Genomic DNA, 21,655 nt, shown 5'->3' with positions numbered 1-21,655 from the left:
CTACGCTAGAAAAGGGTTTATATAACTTTAGAAAGAATTCAGAGTTACGATGAAGAATTTTAAAATCAATATCACCTCTGGCAGATATAATCCTTCCAGAAAATCTCAAAAAAAATGTAGACACCTGATTGCTGTTAATGAAGTTTGAGCGTTTGATTACCCATGGGTAACTGTTGAATTTAGAGCGCATCGGAATAGAATGTTAATGTTTTTAAAAGTAACTATTATTCACCATTAAACAATTATTATTTACTGAAAATTTTTGTGTGTTTATTTTCTCTGAAAATTATCAAAATATAGTTATCGGATACCACCATATAGCAAAATAATCCAGGTTTGATTTGTGATTCTATTGGCTTGTGCGTAACAGCGGACAACAGTATAATGTATAGCAATTTCAAGATTAACAAAATGCTAAATCCAGTAAGATTCTGTAAGACAGGACATAGTCTGAAGGCAGACATCCTGCACATGCGTGTACATTGAATCCAAGTGTTATCCAAGTGTTATCCAAGTGTTATCCAAGTTCTATCCAAGTATTCCCGTAAATACTTGGAAGAAACATGGATTTAACCTATATTTAACTTGTATTCAGGGTAGTGCAATATCGAACCCTTGTACCTCTGATATCGGTTCATTTTAAAACGTAAGATTATGGCAATATTTTTCGGTAAATTCCTTAAAGGCCTCGTTGGGGATTTGATTTTTAGAGTTGTAGGTAAAAGACAGCAGGTTTCCAGAAAACATGTAAAAAAGACCAAGAAAAGAAAACTTGGAAAAGGGACGGTCGTTAATAACGGTATCTTTGGTATGGCCAGTGGACTGGCCTGTTCAATCCGGGATAATTTTAATCAGATCATCACTGAATTCTATGACGGTGGAATGATTTATACATTGAACGCTGATGTTTATAAGATCATTAAGCAAGCACGTGATGAAAAAACCAAAACTTATAATTTTACAGAGGATAGCTTTAAAAGACTGATCGGCTTTGAATTTAACAATGCATCTCCGCTAAAAGACCTGCTTCTGGCTTCTATCAATGTTGAGCAATACAATAATATAATTAGAATCTCTTTGCCGGAATTGAAAATCCCAAAAGATTTAAAAATGACGCTAAATTCTTCTTACTTCAGCATTAATATTGGTGTTTGCTTATTTGATCTGGAGAACTGTGTTTCTAAACGCACTTTGGTTTCTACAAAACAACCTAAAGGCGTTAAAATTATTCCAGCCCAATCCTGGGAATTTGATACCCATCCCGGATGCCTTTGTGTAACTGTGATGAATATTCAAAGTGTAATTGAAACATTTTCGGGTAATTTTCTTCAAAACAATGAACGAAATCATCCCGCAGCCATCGTAAGTGCTATATTTACAAGCGGCACGCCAATCTTAGCATTTACCAGGAAATGGCGGCAATCGTTTCATCAACAATTTAAAAGATTCCAGGGGAACCCCGGAAACCTGCTTACTACATGAGAATTCTAGTCTATTCTAACTTATACAACGAACAGAAACAAATCTTAAAACAAGAATTACCAGAGTATACAGAACTGATCTTCAAATCAGATCTTTCTGAAAATGAACTTACTGACGCTGTCAAATCTGCTGAGGTTCTGCTTGGAAACCCTCCGGCAGATCTGCTTAATGGTGAATTGCCAAACCTGATTTTCTGGCAGCTTGATTCTGCTGGTTTTAACCAGTATGAAGACGTTACGCTCAGCATTCCGGTTGCCAACATGGGCGATCTGTTTGCGGTAAGGTGTGCGGAGACCATAGTTGGCGGATTAATAAGCTTGTGTAGAGGCATTCATGAACTGGTTCGATTACAGGACCAAAAGAAATGGATGGGTGTACAAATGAGATCTGGCCTGCAGGGCCTTGACGATAAGAAAGTCATGATCCTGGGTGCTGGGGCGATCGGCTTAGCCGTTAAAAAAATGCTTACCGGGTTTGGTTGTCAGATTACCCTGACTGCCAGGGAAAATCGTATGGCTGACCTGCATCGTTTTGATGACATCCTTGCTGTTCTACCGGAAACAGATGTTGTGATCAATACACTACCCGGTAATGCCAATAAATACGTTTCAAAAGTATTCATCGATGCCATGAAACCGGGAAGTATCTATGGTAACATCGGCCGTGGAAATACCACAGATGAACCTGCGCTGATCCATGCGCTTGAATCCGGTAAGTTGGGTGGCGCCATTCTCGATGTTACCGTGGTTGAACCCCTGCCCGAAGACCATAAATTATGGGGCTTAAAAAATGTAATCTTAACACAGCATACCGGCGGTGGTGGTCAGGATGAAGAAAATGGTAAGGTGAGCAGATTTCTGATCAACTTTAGGAAATTGATTGAAAATGAACCGCTTAATGATCTTATTGACCTGAAACAGGGATACTAAAATGAAAGGTTGAGCCTTTCCCCTTTTCACTTTCTACCCAGATCTTTCCGCCGTGGTGTTCAATGATCTCCGCAGAAAGATATAACCCGATTCCAAAGCCTGAAATGTGCGGATTTTCTTTGTTCTCTACCCGGTAAAAACGCTCAAAAAGTCTTTTGGTATCTGATTGGTTGATACCAAGTCCTTCATCCTTAATGCTAACCTGAACCTGGTCGCCAACCAACTCGCAATGCACGGTAATCTCTTCCTTGTGTGGTGAATACTTAACTGCATTACTCAACAGGTTTGAAATTACTGAACCAATTTTTTCTTTGTCTGCAAAAACATTTAAAGGCGGACAAGGTAAGAAGGTAATGGTGTGTCCCGAAGCAGAAAGTTTGGTTTCTCCGATCAGCTCCTGTACCAATGCATCCATGTCAAATTGCTGCTTTTGTAAATGGATCTTACCAGATTCCAGTCTGGAGATATTTAGAAAGCCATTGATCATTCCGGTCATTTTCTTTAACTGTCCGGTTGCTTTTTGAAGTACATCTGCACTATAATTATCTGCTGCTTTTTTTGCATTCCTGTGCAGCAGCTGGATGTAGCCACTTAATGAGGTCAATGGTGTTTTAAGCTCATGGCTCACCATGCCGATAAAATCATTCTTTCGGATCTCATCTTCTTTCTGCTGCGTGATGTCAAGTATCATTCCTGAAAAATGAAGCGGGTTTCCACTATTGTTGGTATATAATTTTCCAATGGCACTTACCCAAACTTGTTTTTGATCATTCTGACTAAGTATTGGATGCTCTATATAATAATTCTCTCCAGTTTCTATGGTACGTTTTACTCCGGCCTTAACTTTTAAACGGTAATCTTCCGGAATGCGTGCAGTTACGGCTTCGTATGAAACAGTTTCATTGCCTGAAAAACCAAACAGTTCCTTTAAGCGCGGTGATGCTCTGAATTCATGGGTATGCGTATCCAAATACCAGGTACCGGCATTCGCCGCTTCGATTGATACCCGAAGCATTTCCTCGGCATCCTCCGCTTTTTTTCTTGCCATCACCTGCTCTGTAACCAGATGCGCAATCAGCATGATGTGTGTGGTTTGCCCCTGCTCATTTTTGAGTGGCTGGTAAACGAAATTGGAATAGATTTCTTCTATGACTTGATTTTTCTCTATCAGTGCTTTGACCTCATTACCATAGAATGGAATTCCACTAACAAATACTTCATCCAGAATGTTCAGAAAGTCCTGACCATGAAGTTCAGGAACACCAACCTGAAGCGGTTTCCCAATAATTTCAACGGTCTTACCCCAGGCTTCCAGCACTTTCTCATTTGCCGTATCAATGATCAGATCCCTTCCTTTAAATACAGCAATCGCAATCGGCGCTTCAGCAATCATATACCGCATATTGCTTTCACTTTCAAAAAGTGCTTTTGTACGCTCTAAAACCCGCTCTTCAAGTTCTGCATTTAATAGCTGGAGATTTTCCTGTGTCTGCTGTAACTCTTCATTGATCGCATTCAGTTCTTCATTTGCTGTGGCAAGCTGTTCATTTACCCCTTGCTCCAATTCAAGCTGCTCTTCCTGTTGCCTCGCAATCTCCAATTTCTGGAGACTTAACACCAATGCTGTTACATCTTCTGCAGTATGCATGACACAGTAAGGCACTCCGTGTTCATCTTTTATGGCCCGGTATTCGTAATCGTAATAAAAGATCTGAAGTTTACCATTGCTCATGAGTTCTGCAGGAATTGCCCTTCCGGAATTGGTGATCCCGGTTTTCAATACATTTTGTAACAGACCTATAAACGGCTGGCCCTTTAGTTCGGGAACAGCTTCTTCTAATGGTTTACCAATAATAGTCCGGTCCTTTCCCCAAAAAGTAATCATGGCGTCATTGGCCGACTGGATAATAATATCCTGAGTGGTGTAGACTGCTATCGCTTTAGGTGACAGAGATAAAATTTCGAGTATTTCCCGATCTGTAAGATTGCCGTACGTATCCATTTGGTGTAACTTAAGCGCTTTTTAACAATTATAAAAAAATTTCTAATTACTTTATAACGTATACTACCCAAAAAAGAAACAATTGTTCTGCATTTCTATATAATTAATATTAATTTGCAGGTACTAACCAAATGTACTACAAAAAAAGAACCCTTCTGATTGCTGCAGTTTTATCAATTCCATTATTTATGGTGGCAATCAGCCTGTTTTTCTCTGAAGACAAGCCTGATCCGCGCGGAGAAATGTATGCTGGTTCTGAGACCTGTAAAAAGTGTCATGCCGTACTCTCTGAGCATTATATGCAGAATGCCCATTTTAAAACTTCGGCACCTGTAAACCCGGCCTCCCTGATGTTTAACCCGGATCAGAAACAACTGGATTACGATTATGGAAATTTTCAGCAGGTTAGATTTGAAAAACGCGGAAAGGACTTTTTTCAGGTGGGTTATTCCAATGGAACTGAGCAGACATCGGCTGCAATGGATCTGGTGATCGGTACTAAAAATGCCCAGACCTATTTAACCTGGCGTGGTGATTTTTTATTTGAACTGCCTGCTACCTATTTTAAAAATTTAAACCGCTTTACCGCAAGTCCGGGTTACCTGGAAGCCCATCCGGATTTTAATCGTGGTATCGTAAAAAGATGCCTGCAATGCCATACTTCATTTATCGATGGCAAAGCACAAGAAAATCATTCCTTTTCAAGGAACGTCCGGTTGGAAAAGGCATCCCTGATCACGGGGATAGATTGTGAACGCTGCCATGGGCCTTCAGCCAATCATGTTAATTTTCATACGGCTTATCCGGATAGTCTTAAATCCAGGTATATGAAATCATACCTGTCGCTGACCAGGACACAGAAAATCGATGCCTGTGCCATGTGTCATTCTGGAAGCACAGCGATGATGGTTAAAAACATTTATTTCTTTAAGCCGGGTGATACGCTTGAAAATTACAGGGAAGTGGATTACATGCGGCCAGATCCGAAAGTTCAGCAGGATGTTCACGGAAATCAGGTTGAACTCCTGGCAGGTAGTAAATGTTTTATCTCCAGTCAGCTGGAATGCGGTACCTGCCATGATACCCATCAAAACAAACTTTCTTTAACCATCTATAATCAAAAGTGCCAGTCCTGTCATTATGATGCCGGTAAGAAACATCCGTCGCTGACTGAGAAGGAGTTTATGCTGAGCAAAAATAAGTGTGTGGACTGTCACATGCCTATGCAGTCTTCCAATACGATCAAGGTTAAGGATAAAAATAAACTGATCCACCCTTACCAGGTACGGACCCATCTGATCCGGATCTATCCGGAAGAGACCAAAAAGATCATTCAGATGATTAAAAATTTGAAAAAATAGTGTTAACCGGGTTAATTGCCCATGTCTCTGCAGAACCGATGTTAATTGTCCTGATATCTTAAGATCAATTCGGAACGGTTGCTGATCTGAAGCTTCCGGTAGATATTTTTGATGTGGTATTTAATCGTATCCAGCGAGATGAACAGCTTATCTGCCACCTCCTTATTGCTCATCCCCTGCCGGATCAGCGCAATGATCTCCACTTCCCTCGAACTTAATTCTGCTTCTGCATTGATCTCTGCAGGTTTACGGTAAAAGAAATCAGCTACCTGTCTGGCTATTCTCGGCGACATGGCTGCCCCTCCGCCCAGGATTTCTTTCATCGCCTTTTGAATTTCTTCCAGGGAGGCACTTTTAAGGATGTATCCGGAAGCTCCGGCACATAGCGCGGCAAAGATCTTTTCTTTTTCTTCGAATACCGTCAGCATGAGGATCAGCGTATTTTCATCACGTGCCTTGATATACCAGGCGGCATCGATACCTGACTTTCCGGGTAATCCGATATCGCAAAGCACCAGGTCCAGGTGCCTTCCCCTCCAGTCGTGGATAAACTCTTCATAGGAACTGGATTTTAATACCAGTTCCATATCCGGCTGTACGGAAACAAAGTCACTCAGCACCTGCTGAATCTTTACATTGTCTTCAATTATTGCGATCTGATACATGGTTCAATTTAGTAACTAAAAATGGAGAATGTACTACCCGTTGGTGTAGTTTTAACTATATTGGATTTTAGCAGCATGGTACTTCCAGCTCGATCAGCATTCCAGGGCCGGGATCGCTGATCGTTAATGTCGCTTTCATGCGCCCGGCACGCATTTTCATATTGCGGATCCCCTGCCCCCTGGCTTTATAGGAACTGGGAAATCCAATACCGTTGTCCCTTACTTTTAGTGTCAGCAGTTTGTTTTCGTATTTGAGGCTTACGTTGACCAGGGTTGCGGAAGCGTGTTTGCTGATGTTATTGATGGCCTCTTTAAAAATGAGGTATGTATTTTGCCGGATCAATTGTGGGATGTGCGGATATGTGGGATTGGTTTCAAACTCCGACTGGATGCCTTGCGTCTGCAGGATGCTCAACAGGTAATCACGCATTTTATCCAGCAATTCATCGGTATTGTCATTTCTGGAGTCTATGGACCAAACGATGTCCCCCATCATGCTGATGGCTTCGCGGCTTGATTCACCGATCTGTTTCAGATATTTACGGTTGATGTCTTCACCGCTATACAGTAAAAAATCTGCCTGCAGGGATATACCGGTGAGCACACTGCCTACCTCATCGTGGAGATCACTTGCGATACGTGCACGCAACAAGCTTTCTTTCCTGGCCTTTTCTATTCGTCCGCGGTAATTGAGATAAAACAGTCCGGATACGATGCACACCAGGATCACATAGAAGATCCAGGTCTGATAAAAAGCAGGTTCCTTATTGATGAACAGCATCAGCACCTTTCCGGTCATGATGGATCCGCCGGAACGTACGAGCAATGGATATTTACCTGGTGCCAATCCGAGCAAGGAAATGGGCTGCCCTTCTTCCAGTCGCTGCCACTGGTCGAACACACCAACCAGCCGGTATTCCAGGTCGTATTTATACAGGTAACTCATTGGCGTTGCAATAGAAATAGACAGGTATTCCTGTTTGGGTTTGAGATTGATCTTTAAATTATTCAGATAGGGCAAATTGTAGATGTCGATGCTTTTGCCCGGATCGCCGGAGCTTAAGGTAATTGTTGAGGCATATAATCTTTTTAGCGGTGCATTTGCAAACCATTTCCGGTTCAGATCGAGCAGACTGTATCCTTCCAATCCCCCCATGTACGCAATATTGTTTTCTCTGTCGTAGAATGCAGCACCATGGTTAAATTCAAACTGATGAAGACCATCATCATTTCCAATCAGTCTGACGCTGTCTTTTTTGATCAGTACCAATCCGCGGTCTGTGCCTGCAACTAAGGTTCCTGCGGCATCAAGCAGCGAGAAGATCACGTTTGTTTTAAGGCCATGGTCTGTGTCGAGTCTCCGGATTACTTTTCCTGTGGCAGACAGGTGGATCAATCCTTCATTCAGCGTTGCAATCCAAATGCCTTTATCGCCAGGCACCATGTCGTACACACTGGAGCCTTTATTTGTACCTGTTGGATATAGTTTTTTTAAGGAATGACCGGACCAGGTAAAGCACCCTCTTTGTGAGGCCAGATAAAGTTTGTTCTTTATCCAGACCAATTTCTTGATCTGAAGTTTGGAGGTGATCTGATTTCCCTGCTGGTCTATGAGTGCAGATAACTTTTTGCTGGCAGAATCGAGTACCAATACTCCATTTCCGGTACCTAAATAATACTTGCCCTTTCTTGTTGTTGCGGTAAATATGAACCTGGAAAACTGTTCTCCGGCAAGTTTAGAGCGGGTATAGCTGAACCTGGTATGCGTTCTCTTTGTCTTATCAAAAACTTCCATGAAGCCACCTTCGTAACCCAAAAGCAGGCGATGGTCATCTAGCGGGAGCATGCAGTACGCAATTCTGACGGTATCGAAAACAAACGTTTTAGTTTTGGTGATGAGCCTGCTTCCCGAATAGCTGGCATAATAGATATCCCCATCCGGGAAGCGATAGATTCCTCTAACGCTCTTGCCATTAAGTTTAGGGATCACTGCCCGCTGCTTAAACAAGATATATATGCCGCTGCTGGTGGCAAGGATAACCGTTCCATTTTTTTTGGTGTGGACAAAGCTGTTGATGTAGAGATCTGTTAAAATCCCTGCGGTATCATTAAGAAGCACTTCCCGTTTAAAAATGCCGTCGGAAAAGAGGGAAAGTTCTTTGGGACTGGATTTTCTATTGTAGTAGAGGTATTCATAATTTGAGGGAAAGATCTTATTGTGCCATGGATATTTTTTTGAACGTACGGCGAGGTATCCATCCGTGATCAGTTTGTGGTTATGTCCGTCATAGGTATAGATGAGTCCGTTTATTGTCTTGCAGATCAGGTTGTCTTTAAAAGGCATAACGGCTACTATGGCGGTTCCTTTTTCGATGGTGATCTTTTTTGCCGGTTGTTTTAAGGTCGTATCGATTTGGAACAGTTCTCCATTGGTAGCGCCCATCCAATAGGCATTTTTCCAGTGGATAATATTATCGAATGTAAACCGATGGCCGGCGTTGATGACAATTTTATAAAAACCATCAAATGCGGTAAATCCTGCAGTGTTCCCAAAAATTAAGTAACCGCTCCGGTAAACGATCATTACTTTCTGATTTGGAAGCTGTTGTATGCTGCTGATATCGTCTGCATATTTTGACTTGATGAGTGCGCTATCTGCCTTATGTAATTTCCAGTTTTTAAGATCGAGCCAGGCCACGCAGCTTTTGGAGGCGATCCATAGCCGGTCATTGCTGTCCAGCAGCATATCATCAGGCGTACCCGTGAAACCGAGGTTGACCAGTTCCTTTTTGAAATAGCTGGAAGATTGTCCGTCATAACGGTAAAGTCCGTCGTGGGTCAGGTACCAGATAAACCCGCGGCTATCTTGCCCTACGCGAACTACAGAAGGTGGGTATTGTTTACCTGAGATGGCTGGTTTAACGATTTGATATTGTGCCTGCGCAGATTGGATGGAAAGGAAAAAGATGCATAGTAAAACCATACCAACTGCTGCGATTGCAGTATTCTTTGCAGCGGCTGTGGTTACTTTTGCCGGGTAATTATTTTTGCAGATCATTTTTCCTTAACACTTCAAATTTATTATTTAAGATGTATAAAATTTAGTTAATACGAATTATAAATCGATGAAATTATTTACCAACGGTTATTCTCAGGTTTACTTCAAAGCTTCCATTGGTATAACCGGCCAATGCAGCTGTCTGTGAGGTATACATGGCTGTAAACAGGTACTTTCTTCTAAAATCCATACCAAGTCCAAATGTCGTACTGTGTGTACTGTGGTAAATGGTACTGATCATGATCTGGCGGTCTACCATACTTAACTGAGCACCTGCATCCCAAATGTTGTCAAAATTCTGAATCCCGCGATAGGCCATTTTTGGTTCCAGTAATATTCCGTTATCACCTTCATACAAGCTAAACCTATAGCTAACTGCGGTATAGAAAGTATTTACTTCGGCCTGGTTTAAGGTTTCCTTTTTAAAGAAGTTCTTTAAGTTTGGAACAGCCGCCTGAATGCTGAACCTGTTGCTGGTATAGGCGATCCCAAAATCACCATCGAGGTATGTTTTACGGTTGTTGTACATGCCTACAGAAGGGTCTCCTTCGTCTCCGTCAACATCTGAAGTTTCCAGACGCTGATTGGAGAAACCAAATGAGACGCCAAAATGTAATTGTTGTTTCGGGTCTTTCATTGGGATGTGGTACGCATAGGTTCCTACTACACGGGTTTGTTTCAGGAGTCCTGCACTTTCATTGTTGATGTTTATTCCGACCCCTACTTTCTTAAAACCATAGTCTGCGGTCAGGTTTTGGGTTGATGGTGCTCCGGGTACATTGTTCCAGAGCTGACGGTATACGCCATTGATCTTTATGCCAGTGGTATCTCCTGCGAGTGCGGGATTGGCGATATACTGATTGGTATAGTATTGTGCACCGAGCGGATCCAACTGCGCTTTTACCGGAATGGCGGCTCCGCTTATGGCCAATAGGATAAGAAGAATCTGGGTATGTAATTTCATGATCAAGAGGTATCGGTTCGGGTTTAATTAATCTTCTTTTAAATCCCCATCCACATGGCGAATGTCATAGGCGGCAGCGGCAACACTGCCAGGTGAGGTGGGGAAAAATGGATTATTCAAAATTACCGGATCTGAAAGCGATTTACTACTACCCGTAGGGGTAGTTTTACATTAAATAAAAACGGTTACACAATAAAAATGCCGCCCAAATTCCGGGCGGCAAAGCATAGTTGATCCCTGATCAAGTTTAGGATTCCACTTTAGGTATTTGATGGTTCAGTACGCTGAATTTTTTTAAAATACGTTAATAATCCGGGTTTTGGACCAGGCTTTTATTGCGCTGTAATTCATCCCTGGATATGGGTAGCAGCAGGTTCCTGGAATTTATGATGGCGCCTGTTCCATTTGCATGGCCGACTACCGGTTCATAAGTAATGTTTCCATTTAATGGCACCGGAAATTGACGTGTGCGAAGGATGTCGAACCACAATGTTCCTTCAAAGATCAGTTCCCTGTACCGCTCCTTCCATACTTCTTTTACAAAATTGTCTGCTGATAGCAGCATTAATTGTGCTTTGATCACTGCGGGGTCTGTTTTCCAGTATGCCCTTCCCCTAACTTCCGCCAGGTAATTTACGGCTTCGGCGGTTACGCCTTCGGAAAGTGCGATAGATTCTGCGGCGATCAGCAATGCATCGGAATAAGTATACACCGGAAAATCCTTACCTGAACTGGCGGTAGAGAATGCCGCTTCATTGTCTACCCACATATAGGGTGCCGCTGGAAAGTTGAGCACTGTGGAGTTGCTTCGGGTTAATGAAGAATGGAAATATTGTTTTTCCTGAATTCTTAAATCATTAGCGGCATCGTATCCCTGAAGGAACTTGGTTGTTGGTCCGTAGGTATTTACGCTTACCGAGAATTTGGTTTCTGAGGTTGCACTGGCCGGAAATGCCCAATTTGAATAGGATGATGTGGCAATCCCAACGGCAAACTCGTAATAGTAAATGTATTCTGTAGCTGATCTGTCTGCTACGCGCAGTTTGTTATAGGCGGTATTGGTCAGTGATACCGTATTGTCCGGATTGAGTCCGTGAGTGGTCAGCTGGTATTTGCCGCCTGTAGTTACCAGTCTCGCGGCACTTGCTGCTTTCGCATAGTTGTTCTTTTGAAGCGGAAACCCACTCATTGTCAGGTATACATCTGCCAGTAATGTTGCTGCTGCTCCTTTGGTGATGCGGGAGCCGTTATTGGCCATTGATACATCGGCGAGTCCGGCTTCATTAACCGCATATTCCAAATCTGCTACAATCTGGTTGTATACCTGTTCTGCTGTACTTTTGGCTACCGAAAGGTTTTCCTGACTTTCATAGGGTTCGGTGATCAGCGGGACACCGCCAAACATCCGGACGAGGTTAAAATAGCCCAGTGCCCTGAAGAATTTGGCTTCTCCCTGCAAGCGCCTGGACTGGGCATCCGTAATGCCTACAGTTATTGGCGTATATTTAATTGCGGTATTTGAACGCGCTATACCTGCGTACAACGAACTCCAGATACTTTGCAGGTAGCTGGAAAGGTTGTCGCCATTAAAGGTGATGTTCTGTGCATATTGGGCATGGATCTCCTGTCCTTTATACTCATTGTCAATGTAGCCGGTAATGTATGGGGTAAACATCATCCATGATCCGGAATATAAGCTTCCGGTACCATCATAGAGTTGGGGTGCTCCTGTCCGGTATAATCCATTGACTGCATTTACGGCGTGATCCGGTGTTTTAAAATATTGGTTGCTGGAGATTTCATCTTTCGGTACCTCTTCCAGAAATTTCTTGCAGGAAGTGCTTAACAGGATGACCAGCATTAAAACGATAGTTGAAGTTTTCATGGTCGTATTTTTTAGGCTCTTGTAGTTCATGATTTCGATCTGTTTGGGTTAAAACTGAAAGCTTGCCCCGAGGGTGAATGTCCTTGGTTTTGGATACTGATGGAAATAGATATTCTGTCCCCATTGGTTATCCCCGTATGAAGTGGCTTCCGGATCGTATCCTTTAAACTCATCCGATTTGATGAGGAATGCATTTTGTACACTGGCATAGATCCTTAGGTTCTTAATGTTCCATTTGGTCAGTTGCTGCTGTCCGAGGTTATAGCCCAGGGTAATTGCGCTTCCGCGCAAATACGATCCGTTGGCTGCCCAATGGTCATCTACTTCACTATTCTGCCCGGAATAAGGACCGTTACGGATCTGCTGGATCATGGTGTTTTGATTTTGTTCTGTCCAGCTATCATACAGGGTAGATTTAAACCCGTTGGCATAACCGGTGCGGTCTTCTGTAGAGTGCAGGAATTGCTGAAGGATCTCTACGCCATATACGAACTGAAGGTCTACACTCAGGTCGATGTTTTTATACCTGAAATTATTGATAAAGCTGCCATTCCAATCCGGAATGCCCTTACCGATCACGGTGCGCTCTGTGCTTCGCTTTGCTACACCGGGAATTGCTCCTACGAGTGCCGCTTCTGCGGCTTCGTTTGTTCCCCAGGTCCCAAGTCTCCTGTAACCCCAGAAAGAACTTAAACTTTCGCCTACACGCAGAATGGTCTGACTGCCGGAAACAAACGACGGACCAGGAAAGATATCTTCTCCATTTGCGCCAAGGGCTTCGATCTTGTTCTTGTTGTAGCTAAAGTTTAGGGTAGATTGCCAGGTAAAGTCGATATTACGAACCGGGCTTCCGCTCAACAGCACTTCCACTCCTTTATTGGATACCGATCCGATGTTGTCCCTTACAGATCCAAAGCCAGAGGAGGTTGGCAGTGGTTTATCCAGCAGCAGGTCTGTAGTCAGCTTGTGGTAATAGTCAAAGCCGAGGGTAATCCTCCTGTTGAATAGGGCGAGGTCAAAGCCGATATCGAACTGTTTTGATTTCTCCCATTCCAGATCGGGGTTGGCAAGCCGGTTTACGAAACTGGTGGATACCCGCGTACCATTGATTAGCGTGGTGGACGAGGAAATGGTTCCCAGTGATTGATAGGTTGGGATCTCTGTATTTCCGGTTATTCCGTAGCTGGACCTGATCTTAAATTCATTGATGCTTTCTATATCTTTCAGGAAAGGTTCTTCAGAAACTACCCAGCCCAATCCTACCGATGGAAATACCCCATATTTACTGTTTTCACCGAAACGTGATGAGCCATCAATCCGTCCGGTAAAGGTAGCTAAATAACGGTTTTTGTAGCTGTAGCTGCCTCTTATGAAATAGGAATTCATTGACCATTCGTCGAATGAGGATGTTGGGGCTCCTGGTAAGCTTGCGGATTGGATGCTGTTAAATTTAAAGAAATTATCAGAAAACCCCTGTGCAGAAATACTTCCGCCTTCGTAGGTACGTTCCTGCCAGCTTAATCCCAGCACGGAGTTGATCCGGTGATCACCGAATTCCTTATTGAAGTTTAGGTAGGTTTCTTCCTGCCAGTAAAAAGAATGCTGGTTTTCTATGGATGCAGACCCCAATGGGGATGAAATATTCACCAGGTCGTTGGGATTATAGTTTTGGAGCAGGTTATCCCGTTTATCGAAGCCGAACTGGGTTCTGAGATCGAGTCCGGGAAGGATGTGAAAGGTTACATAGGTATTCCCAAAGATCTGGTTTAGCTTTCTCAGCCTGTCCTGGGTAGTTAGTACATGTACCGGGTTGGCTATGGCTTCTAAGGCAAAGGGGTCAGTGATCTGGCTGCTGTTTGCCCATGATCCATCCGGAAATTTGACCGGGAATATTGGCGGCATTTCGAGCATAGACCTTCGTGGTGCTTGTCCCCCGCCATCTTCCTGGGTTTCATTGGCTTTGGTGTTGTTTACCAGGACATTTAATCCCAGCGACAGCCATTTTTTTGGATTTGCATCGTAGGCTATCTTTCCATTGATGCGGTTTAGCCAGCTGTTGAGCATGATCCCTTCGGTATTGGCATAATTTAAGAATGCGCCAAAGGAAGATTTTTCCGATTTTCCGAGTACGGAGAGCTGGTGGTTATACGACACTGCAGTACGCGTGGCTTCATCCTGCCAGTCGGTATCGTATAATGGGTTTCCGCTTGCATCAAATAACCTGGGGTCGCTGGTGCTGAATACAGGATGAACCGCTGTTGGTCTGTACTTCGCGTCATTTTCAAAACCTCTTCTGATTACTTCTAAATACTCTTTTGAATTGAGCATCTGGAGTTTTTTTGGCAATACGCCTGCACTTACATAGGTATCAAAGCCAACCAATACTCCTTCTGTTGCTGACCCTCTCTTTGTGGTGATCAGGATGACTCCATTTGCACCGCGTGCGCCGTAGATTGCTGTTGATGACGCATCTTTTAATACTTCGATGCGTTCTATGTCATTTGGGTTAAGTACCTGAATATTTTCCATCACTACCCCATCCACTACATACAAGGCATCTGATGAGGAGTTGATGGTTCCAAGTCCGCGGATCAACACCCTTGGACTTCCTGTGGGAGATCCTGAGTTGAGGAAGATGTTTACCCCTGCCACTTTTCCTTTTAAGCCCTGCAGTGCATTTGTTACCGGGGCATTGAGTAATTCTTTGGCGGTTACTACACCGACAGATCCGGTGACGTCAGATTTTTTCTGCGTACCGTAACCGGTTACTAATACTTCATCCAATGCTTTAGAATCGGCTTCCAGATATACGGAAAGATCCAGCTGAGTACCAACGGTTACTTCTTTAGGCTGCATACCGACATAGCTGAATACCAATACCGATTGTGCGGATGGCACCTGGATCTGGAATTTCCCATTGGCATCTGTTACTGTACTTTTATCTCCACCCTTCAGCAGCACTCCTACACCAGGTAAAGTGATCAGTCGGTTGGCGGCATCGTAAACAACGCCTTTAACAGTTATGCTCCCGGGTGTTTGGGCAAAACCAGTGGTTTGTGCTGCTATTAAAAATAGCGACAATAAGAAGATGCAGACTTGCATTTTCCTGGGTTTAAGGGTACACGATTTTTTCATTTCATGATGGATTTAGGTTAAAATATATACGGTTGGTTGATTGATATTTTTATTTGTACATACATAGTTGTATTGGATGTAAACTTGAAAAAAGAGTTTGTTGTGAAGCAAAATGTGGTAGATGAGTGCGGTGAAGTAAGCTTTGATATTTCGCTAAAAAAGGAAAAAATGAGGCAAAAGTATGCTTATCATCAATATAGGATGTGTTTGATCTTAAAGAAATAGAAAAAATAATAGTTTTCATTTCTAAATGGATTAACTAATCGAATCTGTAGTATCCCCGTTATTGAGATATGACAGGTGTATATTTGGTAATTAAATTATATATGTACAAACATAATAACATTATTATTAATTACCAAGTTTTGTAGATGTTTTAAGGTTTCTGGTGGGCTTGGTTTGGGAATGATAATTTGGCTTGCAGGAAATTTGCGATTATAAAAGAACATCAAAAAGAAATCCCAGGCACTCCATTAAGGCTGTTGCTTTGACTTGCATTGTCCTTATGGAGTACCTGGGATTTAAGAATTAATCTGCCGGTTAGGATTACGGGCTTACGGTTTCGATGTCGTCCGCGGGTTGATCGTCATTGTTTTCTGTTTCAGGTTCTTTTGTCCCTTCTGCACTACCCTCTTTATTTTCATCTGAATTTATGTCATCAGGCTTCTCTTCTTTACTGGAATCTTGATCAGTTGGTTTCTGATTTGGAGTAGGATTGTTGTTTTTCTGATCGTTCGGGAGTCCTTCTTTTTCAGTATCCGGTGTAACGGTCTCAATATCTAATTGCACATCTTCAGTAGGTTTTGGATGTGTTTCAGCTGGTTTATTTTGGGTATTTTCCTGATCTTTAGTTTCCATAGTCGTATCTTTTTATATTAATTAGAATATGGAAATGGATGAAATTGTTTTATAAAATTAATATAGATGAGTAGTCAACCGTCTGTTTGGTCTAAGGATAAAATTTTAAAAACTCAGTTGCTGTATTTGGAGGCCAAGTTTACTTGATAAGATTCTTTGACGGTCGAGATAAGGTAAAATGCAGGACTCGTCAAACCAAATCACTGATTTTGTATTGGCATAATAACCTTTTTTAATGTCCTCATCGGCAATCTTATTTGTTTTAAGCATTTTACCGGTTGAAAGATCCATCTCGGCATATATTGACGAGACACTGCTTAATGATGTGGCTTTCATGTTTGCAATTATTCTCAATGTGTTATTTTTCGGGAAATAAGCAACCTTTGCACCTTCACCATCTGGACTTATATATGTCCTTGGGATAAATTGATGATATAATTCTTTCAATTCCTGATCGTAAAAATTCAATAACAAAGAACCATCAATTGTTACACTAGCACTGCTATTGGTGGAAACCATTATATAACCGCAAGAGATGCTGACCATTAATTTGCTATCATACTCTTCCATATGACTGACATTCAAATATCCTTTCTTATTGAATTGCAGATCATCATATTTTTTATTAGCAGGAATAAAAGTTTTCTCCAGCTCTTTAAAGTGTTTATTGTCAAAAACCTCAGTTGTGGTCTTGAATGTTGCGTCTTTAAAATTTATTTTAGCGGTGAGCAAAGTTGTTTCTTTTTCAAGATTTGTATAAACTATGCTTAAATAATTTGTGAATGTTTGATTTCCCGAAATACTAAGTATAGATTCAATGTCTGAATTTTTTCTTACATCGAATGGTATAGATACTGATTTCAGAGGCTTGGCGCTACTTGACATGTAGGTTGATGTATTTATTTTTCCTTCTTTTTGATCGACAGCAGCTATAAAGAAGCTCCCATCAGTACCGCTGGAAGTTGTCCATACGTCACCAAAAGGCATTTCAGGATTAATTTTTTGTCTTTGATTCAGCTGGTCGTCAAAATCAATGATGCTGTAACCTTGTGTGGTCCGGAAATCTTTTGTATTTGTATTGAAGAGCTTAATTGTATTGCGTTTCATTAAAGTGAGTCTAACTGACATACGCATGTAAGAACCGTCCTTTGCAAAGAAGAAATCAGGATCTTCTATGAAATCAGGATTTCCCTCGTAAATGACTTTTTCAAGCAGTACATTTCCTGTCTTTTCATCTAAAATATAAGCCTTGTATGACCCGCTGAAACGTTTTAAAAGAGATTTATCACTTGCAGCAATTACTAAAATATTATTTTTAAATTTCCCAATACTTAGTGGATATCCACTTAAAGGTTTGAACCATTTTTGAGTAAGTTTATCATCGATGTTCAGCACAGCAAAGTCTTCTTGCGCTATGCTTACAATCATTGCAGTAGTATGATTTGACAGCCTTAATACTGCCCCGGATTTGCTGTCCATACTATTAAACACTTTCCATTCCGGATCTTTTAGTAAACCAGTTTGAGTTTGACTAAATGCAGTAATTGAAGAAATAAAGAGCAGGAAAAAGAGCGATGATTTTAGATTCATGAGTGAGTGTTTAAATTTGATCTAATATGGGGTTAACTTTTGTAAAAATGATATTTATAATGAAATGTTCCGTTGGTTCCATCTTAATCTGTTATTCTATTATATGGTCTGCTTAATTTTTGAAGTTCGCTAATATAAAATAATTTATGTTTCCATAAATGTCAAATAATATCACCTCTTCGATTTTATTCTTGTTTTCCATATCAATTATTTATTTATCTTAACAATTCTATTTAAAATCTGCTGAATTTTGGAAAAATTACAGGCTGCCCAACTAAAAAAAGTATTAAAACCAATCCATTTGTGGGCAATTGCTGTTGGATTGGTCATTTCTGGTGAATATTTTGGCTGGAATTTCGGCTGGGCGGTATCCGGAACCATTGGTTTCCTGATTGCTACCCTTGTGATTACATTAATGTATATCACTTTTATCTTTAGCTATACCGAACTAACGACTTCTATTCCTCATGCTGGTGGCGCTTTTGCATATGCGTACCGGGCTATGGGGCCATTTGGCGGATTGATTGCTGGTTATGCTACGCTGGTTGATTTTCTATTCGCCACTCCTGCTATTGGCTTTGCCCTGGGCAGTTATCTTCATTTTTTATATCCGCAAATTGCAGTCATTCCTGCTGCCCTGGTTTTTAATGTGGCTTTTATCCTGCTGAATATTTCTGGGGTAAAGGAATCGGCCACATTCTCTGTTTTCATTACCCTGCTTGCCGTTGGTGAATTGCTGCTTTTTATGGGCATTGTGGGTCCGCATTTTAAGCTGGATAATTTTATGACTTCGCCCATGCCATTTGGCTGGGCTGGTGTTTTTGCAGCTTTGCCTTTTGCGGTTTGGTTTTACCTCGCCATTGAGGGGGTGGCTATGGTGGCAGAAGAAGTAAAAGACCCTAAAAGAAATATCCCCAGAGGATATATTTCCAGCCTGGCTACGCTGATCTTCCTGGCCTTAGGTGTAATGATCCTTACCGGCGGCATTACCGACTGGCGTAAATTGAGTGCGATTGACTATCCGCTGCCTGAAGCCATTTCGATTGTATTGGGAAAGTCGAGCGCATTAACCCAGATCTTTGCCAGTATTGGTTTATTTGGCCTCATTGCGTCGTTTCATGGTACCATCCTCGCTGGTTCCCGCCAGGTATATGCGATGGCCAGAAGTGGTTACCTGCCTGGAAAACTGGCCCAGGTGAATACCCGGTTTAAAACCCCGCACTGGGCGCTGGTCTTTGGCGGGTTGATTTCATTTGCCGCATTATTTACGGGTACAACCAGCCAGATCATTATCCTTTCCGTTCTTGGTGCCATTGTGATGTATATGATGAGCATGATCAGCCTTTTTATCCTTCGCGTAAAAGAGCCCCGGATGGAGCGTCCTTTTACGGCCCCGTTCTACCCGGTATTTCCAGCCATTGCCTTATTGATCTCCAGTATATGCCTGGTGGCTATTGTTTATTATAATGTGCAGATCAGCCTGATTTTCTTTGCCGGTTTGGCGATTGTTACTTTGATCTTCGTAATTTTAGGCAAACACAAGGTTCAAATTCTAATTCATACCGACTAATAATGCCCTATCAACATACTATCCGTGGAAAAGTATATCTGTTTAATGATCTGCGGGTTTTACTGGCCAGGGCGGCCCCTTTCCGTACGGGTGATGCCCTGGCAGGCTTAAGTGCTGAAACATATGAAGAACGTGTTGCCGCTCAGATTACACTGGCTGATGTTCCTTTGACAGATTTCCTGAACACCGCTGTTATTCCGTACGAACTGGATGAAGTTACCCGGCTGATCGTTGATGGACACGACTTACAAGCCTTTAATCCGATCAGCCATTTAACAGTTGGCGGTTTCCGGGACTGGCTTTTAAAAGATGAAACCGATCATGCTGTTTTAAAAGGTATTGAAGCCGGGATCACGCCTGAAATGGTTGCCGCCGTATCTAAGATCATGAGAAATCAGGACCTGATCGCTGTGGCCAAAAAATGTGAGGTGATTACCCGGTTCCGGAATACCGTTGGATTAAAAGGGCATTTTTCTACCCGTCTGCAAGCCAATCATCCTACGGATGATCCTAAAGGGATACTGGCCGGAATTATTGATGGATTGTTTTATGGAAGCGGTGATGCTGTGATTGGTATAAATCCGGCAAGCGATAGTCCGGCGGCCGTTATGAAGCTTTTATTGTTGATTGATCGTTTAAGGGAACAGTTTGAGATTCCTACACAATCCTGCATCCTTAGCCATGTTACCACAACCATTGACCTGATCAATCAAAATGCCCCTGTAGATCTTTGCTTTCAATCAATTGCCGGCACCGAACAGGCCAATAACAGTTTTGGTGTTAACCTGACTTTACTGGATGAAGCGCATCAAGCCACCTTATCCTTAAACCGGGGTACGGTTGGCAGCAATGTGATGTACTTTGAAACGGGTCAGGGAAGTGCCTTGTCTGCAAATGCCCATCATGGTGTAGACCAGCAGACCTGCGAAGTGCGTGCTTATGCTATTGCACGGAAATACAATCCCATGCTGGTAAATACGGTGGTTGGCTTTATCGGTCCGGAATATTTATACGATGGCAAGCAAATTATCCGTGCCGCCCTTGAAGATCATTTTTGCGGAAAGCTGATGGGATTGCCTATGGGTGTTGATGTGTGCTATACGAATCATGCAGAGGCCGATCAGGATGATATGGATAACCTGGTCACCTTACTTGGTGTTGCCGGCTGTAATTTTATTATGGGTATTCCCGGTTCTGACGATATTATGCTGAATTATCAGTCCACCTCTTTTCACGATGCGTTGTATGTAAGGAAGATGCTGGGTTTAAAACCTGCTCCCGAGTTTGAGCAATGGCTGATTAAACAAGGGATCACCGATCCTAGTGGATCATTGATGGATCCTGATCCTGCGCTTTTAAAAAAAATGGATAGTTTATGGCAGATTTAAATACGTTACATTTTTTAAAGGGCTTTACGAATGCCCGTATTGCTATTGGACGAACGGGTACCAGCATTCCGGTTACTGAATCGCTTGATTTTAAAATGGCCCATGCCCATGCCAGGGACGCCGTGTATTCTTCTATGGATATTCCTGGATTAACAGCTCAACTGGCTCCGTTTAACTTACCGGTTATCGAATTACACAGCATGGCTGCCGACCGTGCACATTACCTACAGCGACCAGATCTGGGCAGGCAGCTTAGTACACAGTCTGAAGATCTTTTAGCCGGTCAGATTACTGGTTTCGATGTGGTGATCTGTATTGCGGATGGTCTTTCTGCATTGGCTATCCATGAAAATATTGCCGGCTTACTGGATCTTTTAATTCCTAAACTGGTACATGCAAATTTCAGCCTCGCTCCCATTTGTCTGATCCAGCAAGGACGTGTAGCCATTGCTGATGGTATTGCAGAACAGCTGCAGGCAAAATTATCCATTGTATTTATTGGTGAGCGGCCCGGTTTAAGTGCTGCTGATAGTTTGGGTGCTTATTTAACTTATGGGCCAAAGCGCGGATTAACTGATGATTCCCGTAACTGTGTTTCGAACATCAGAGCGGCAGGTTTGGCTCATGAACCTGCAGCCAGTAAGATCTTTTATCTTATTCAGGAAGCTTTTCAGCGAAAACTTTCCGGCGTTTTACTAAAGGACAATGAAGGATTGTTGAGATAGCTATTGAAACTGTCAAAATATTTATATTATTTTTACGTATCAA

At 42.3% G+C, this 21,655-nt stretch carries 14 protein-coding genes; 6 read left to right on the top strand and 8 right to left on the bottom strand.

The window, feature by feature from the left end:
* Nucleotides 1–654: 654 nt before the first annotated feature.
* Both ATK78_RS03250 and ATK78_RS03245 read left to right on the top strand, forming a co-directional pair.
* Nucleotides 655–1,482, top strand: coding sequence for a hypothetical protein (locus tag ATK78_RS03250; RefSeq protein WP_133574617.1), 828 nt, complete (start codon nt 655–657; stop codon nt 1,480–1,482).
* Complete coding sequence (locus ATK78_RS03245) at nt 1,479–2,411, top strand: D-2-hydroxyacid dehydrogenase (RefSeq protein WP_133574616.1); 933 nt, start codon at nt 1,479–1,481, stop codon at nt 2,409–2,411. The genes ATK78_RS03250 and ATK78_RS03245 overlap by 4 nt, the downstream gene beginning before the upstream one ends.
* Here ATK78_RS03245 and ATK78_RS03240 read toward each other — a convergent pair.
* Entirely contained in the window at nt 2,386–4,413 is a 2,028-nt protein-coding gene (locus tag ATK78_RS03240) for an ATP-binding protein (protein ID WP_133574615.1), read from the bottom strand. The two genes, ATK78_RS03245 and ATK78_RS03240, sit on opposite strands and share 26 nt — an antisense overlap.
* A 131-nt stretch (nt 4,414–4,544) precedes the next feature.
* Here ATK78_RS03240 and ATK78_RS03235 point away from each other — a divergent pair, with 131 nt between their 5' ends.
* A complete protein-coding gene (locus tag ATK78_RS03235) occupies nt 4,545–5,774 on the top strand; it encodes a multiheme c-type cytochrome (protein ID WP_133574614.1) in 1,230 nt (409 codons plus the stop codon).
* A 41-nt stretch (nt 5,775–5,815) separates the two neighbouring features.
* On the opposite strand, the gene ATK78_RS03230 is transcribed toward ATK78_RS03235, so the two are convergent.
* From ATK78_RS03230 to ATK78_RS03200, 7 genes are all read right to left on the bottom strand, one after another.
* Nucleotides 5,816–6,439, bottom strand: coding sequence for a response regulator (locus ATK78_RS03230; RefSeq protein WP_133574613.1), 624 nt, complete (start codon nt 6,437–6,439; stop codon nt 5,816–5,818).
* Nucleotides 6,440–6,506: 67 nt separating this feature from the next.
* Entirely contained in the window at nt 6,507–9,497 is a 2,991-nt protein-coding gene (locus ATK78_RS03225; RefSeq protein ID WP_133574612.1) for a sensor histidine kinase, read from the bottom strand.
* Between the two features lie 73 nt (nt 9,498–9,570).
* Nucleotides 9,571–10,461 carry a PorP/SprF family type IX secretion system membrane protein gene (locus tag ATK78_RS03220; RefSeq protein ID WP_133574611.1) on the bottom strand — a complete coding sequence of 297 codons (891 nt, stop codon included), beginning with the start codon at nt 10,459–10,461 and terminating at the stop codon, nt 9,571–9,573.
* Nucleotides 10,462–10,765: 304 nt separating this feature from the next.
* A complete protein-coding gene (locus ATK78_RS03215; protein WP_133574610.1) occupies nt 10,766–12,346 on the bottom strand; it encodes a RagB/SusD family nutrient uptake outer membrane protein in 1,581 nt (526 codons plus the stop codon).
* Nucleotides 12,347–12,394: 48 nt separating this feature from the next.
* Nucleotides 12,395–15,481, bottom strand: coding sequence for a SusC/RagA family TonB-linked outer membrane protein (locus ATK78_RS03210; protein ID WP_243732423.1), 3,087 nt, complete (start codon nt 15,479–15,481; stop codon nt 12,395–12,397).
* Nucleotides 15,482–16,027: 546 nt separating this feature from the next.
* Nucleotides 16,028–16,339, bottom strand: a complete 312-nt coding sequence (locus ATK78_RS03205) for a hypothetical protein (RefSeq protein WP_133574609.1) — start codon at nt 16,337–16,339, stop codon at nt 16,028–16,030.
* Nucleotides 16,340–16,444: 105 nt separating this feature from the next.
* Entirely contained in the window at nt 16,445–17,929 is a 1,485-nt protein-coding gene (locus tag ATK78_RS03200) for a hypothetical protein (protein WP_133574608.1), read from the bottom strand.
* 250 nt (nt 17,930–18,179) lie between these two features.
* On the opposite strand from ATK78_RS03200, the gene eat reads away from it, so the two are divergent.
* Genes eat through eutC form a run of 3 tightly spaced genes read left to right on the top strand, consistent with a single transcriptional unit; the run spans nt 18,180 to nt 21,612 of the window.
* The gene (gene eat, locus ATK78_RS03195; protein ID WP_133574607.1) at nt 18,180–19,499 is read left to right on the top strand and encodes an ethanolamine permease; all 1,320 of its coding nucleotides are present in this window, start codon (nt 18,180–18,182) and stop codon (nt 19,497–19,499) included.
* 2 nt (nt 19,500–19,501) lie between these two features.
* Complete coding sequence (locus tag ATK78_RS03190; RefSeq protein WP_133574606.1) at nt 19,502–20,887, top strand: ethanolamine ammonia-lyase subunit EutB; 1,386 nt, start codon at nt 19,502–19,504, stop codon at nt 20,885–20,887.
* A complete protein-coding gene (eutC, locus tag ATK78_RS03185; protein WP_133574605.1) occupies nt 20,875–21,612 on the top strand; it encodes an ethanolamine ammonia-lyase subunit EutC in 738 nt (245 codons plus the stop codon). Before ATK78_RS03190 ends, eutC begins: the two co-directional genes overlap by 13 nt.
* Nucleotides 21,613–21,655: the final 43 nt, after the last annotated feature.

It is taken from the genome of Pedobacter metabolipauper (assembly GCF_004362715.1).
GTDB classification, from domain to species: Bacteria; Bacteroidota; Bacteroidia; order Sphingobacteriales; family Sphingobacteriaceae; genus Pedobacter; species Pedobacter metabolipauper.
This window is presented reverse-complemented; position numbering and strand designations above follow the sequence as displayed.

Bases quoted from the DNA above. Each gene is read 5' to 3' on its own strand.
- ATK78_RS03225 (WP_133574612.1), bottom strand. From the start codon at position 9,497: ATGATCTGCAAAAATAATTACCCGGCAAAAGTAACCACAGCCGCTGCA.
- ATK78_RS03215 (WP_133574610.1), bottom strand. From the start codon at position 12,346: ATGAAAACTTCAACTATCGTTTTAATGCTGGTCATCCTGTTAAGCACT.
- ATK78_RS03220 (WP_133574611.1), bottom strand. From the start codon at position 10,461: ATGAAATTACATACCCAGATTCTTCTTATCCTATTGGCCATAAGCGGA.
- ATK78_RS03190 (WP_133574606.1), top strand. From the start codon at position 19,502: ATGCCCTATCAACATACTATCCGTGGAAAAGTATATCTGTTTAATGAT.
- ATK78_RS03250 (WP_133574617.1), top strand. From the start codon at position 655: ATGGCAATATTTTTCGGTAAATTCCTTAAAGGCCTCGTTGGGGATTTG.
- ATK78_RS03230 (WP_133574613.1), bottom strand. From the start codon at position 6,439: ATGTATCAGATCGCAATAATTGAAGACAATGTAAAGATTCAGCAGGTG.
- ATK78_RS03240 (WP_133574615.1), bottom strand. From the start codon at position 4,413: ATGGATACGTACGGCAATCTTACAGATCGGGAAATACTCGAAATTTTA.
- ATK78_RS03200 (WP_133574608.1), bottom strand. From the start codon at position 17,929: ATGAATCTAAAATCATCGCTCTTTTTCCTGCTCTTTATTTCTTCAATT.
- eutC (WP_133574605.1), top strand. From the start codon at position 20,875: ATGGCAGATTTAAATACGTTACATTTTTTAAAGGGCTTTACGAATGCC.
- ATK78_RS03210 (WP_243732423.1), bottom strand. From the start codon at position 15,481: ATGAAAAAATCGTGTACCCTTAAACCCAGGAAAATGCAAGTCTGCATC.
- ATK78_RS03245 (WP_133574616.1), top strand. From the start codon at position 1,479: ATGAGAATTCTAGTCTATTCTAACTTATACAACGAACAGAAACAAATC.
- ATK78_RS03235 (WP_133574614.1), top strand. From the start codon at position 4,545: ATGTACTACAAAAAAAGAACCCTTCTGATTGCTGCAGTTTTATCAATT.
- ATK78_RS03205 (WP_133574609.1), bottom strand. From the start codon at position 16,339: ATGGAAACTAAAGATCAGGAAAATACCCAAAATAAACCAGCTGAAACA.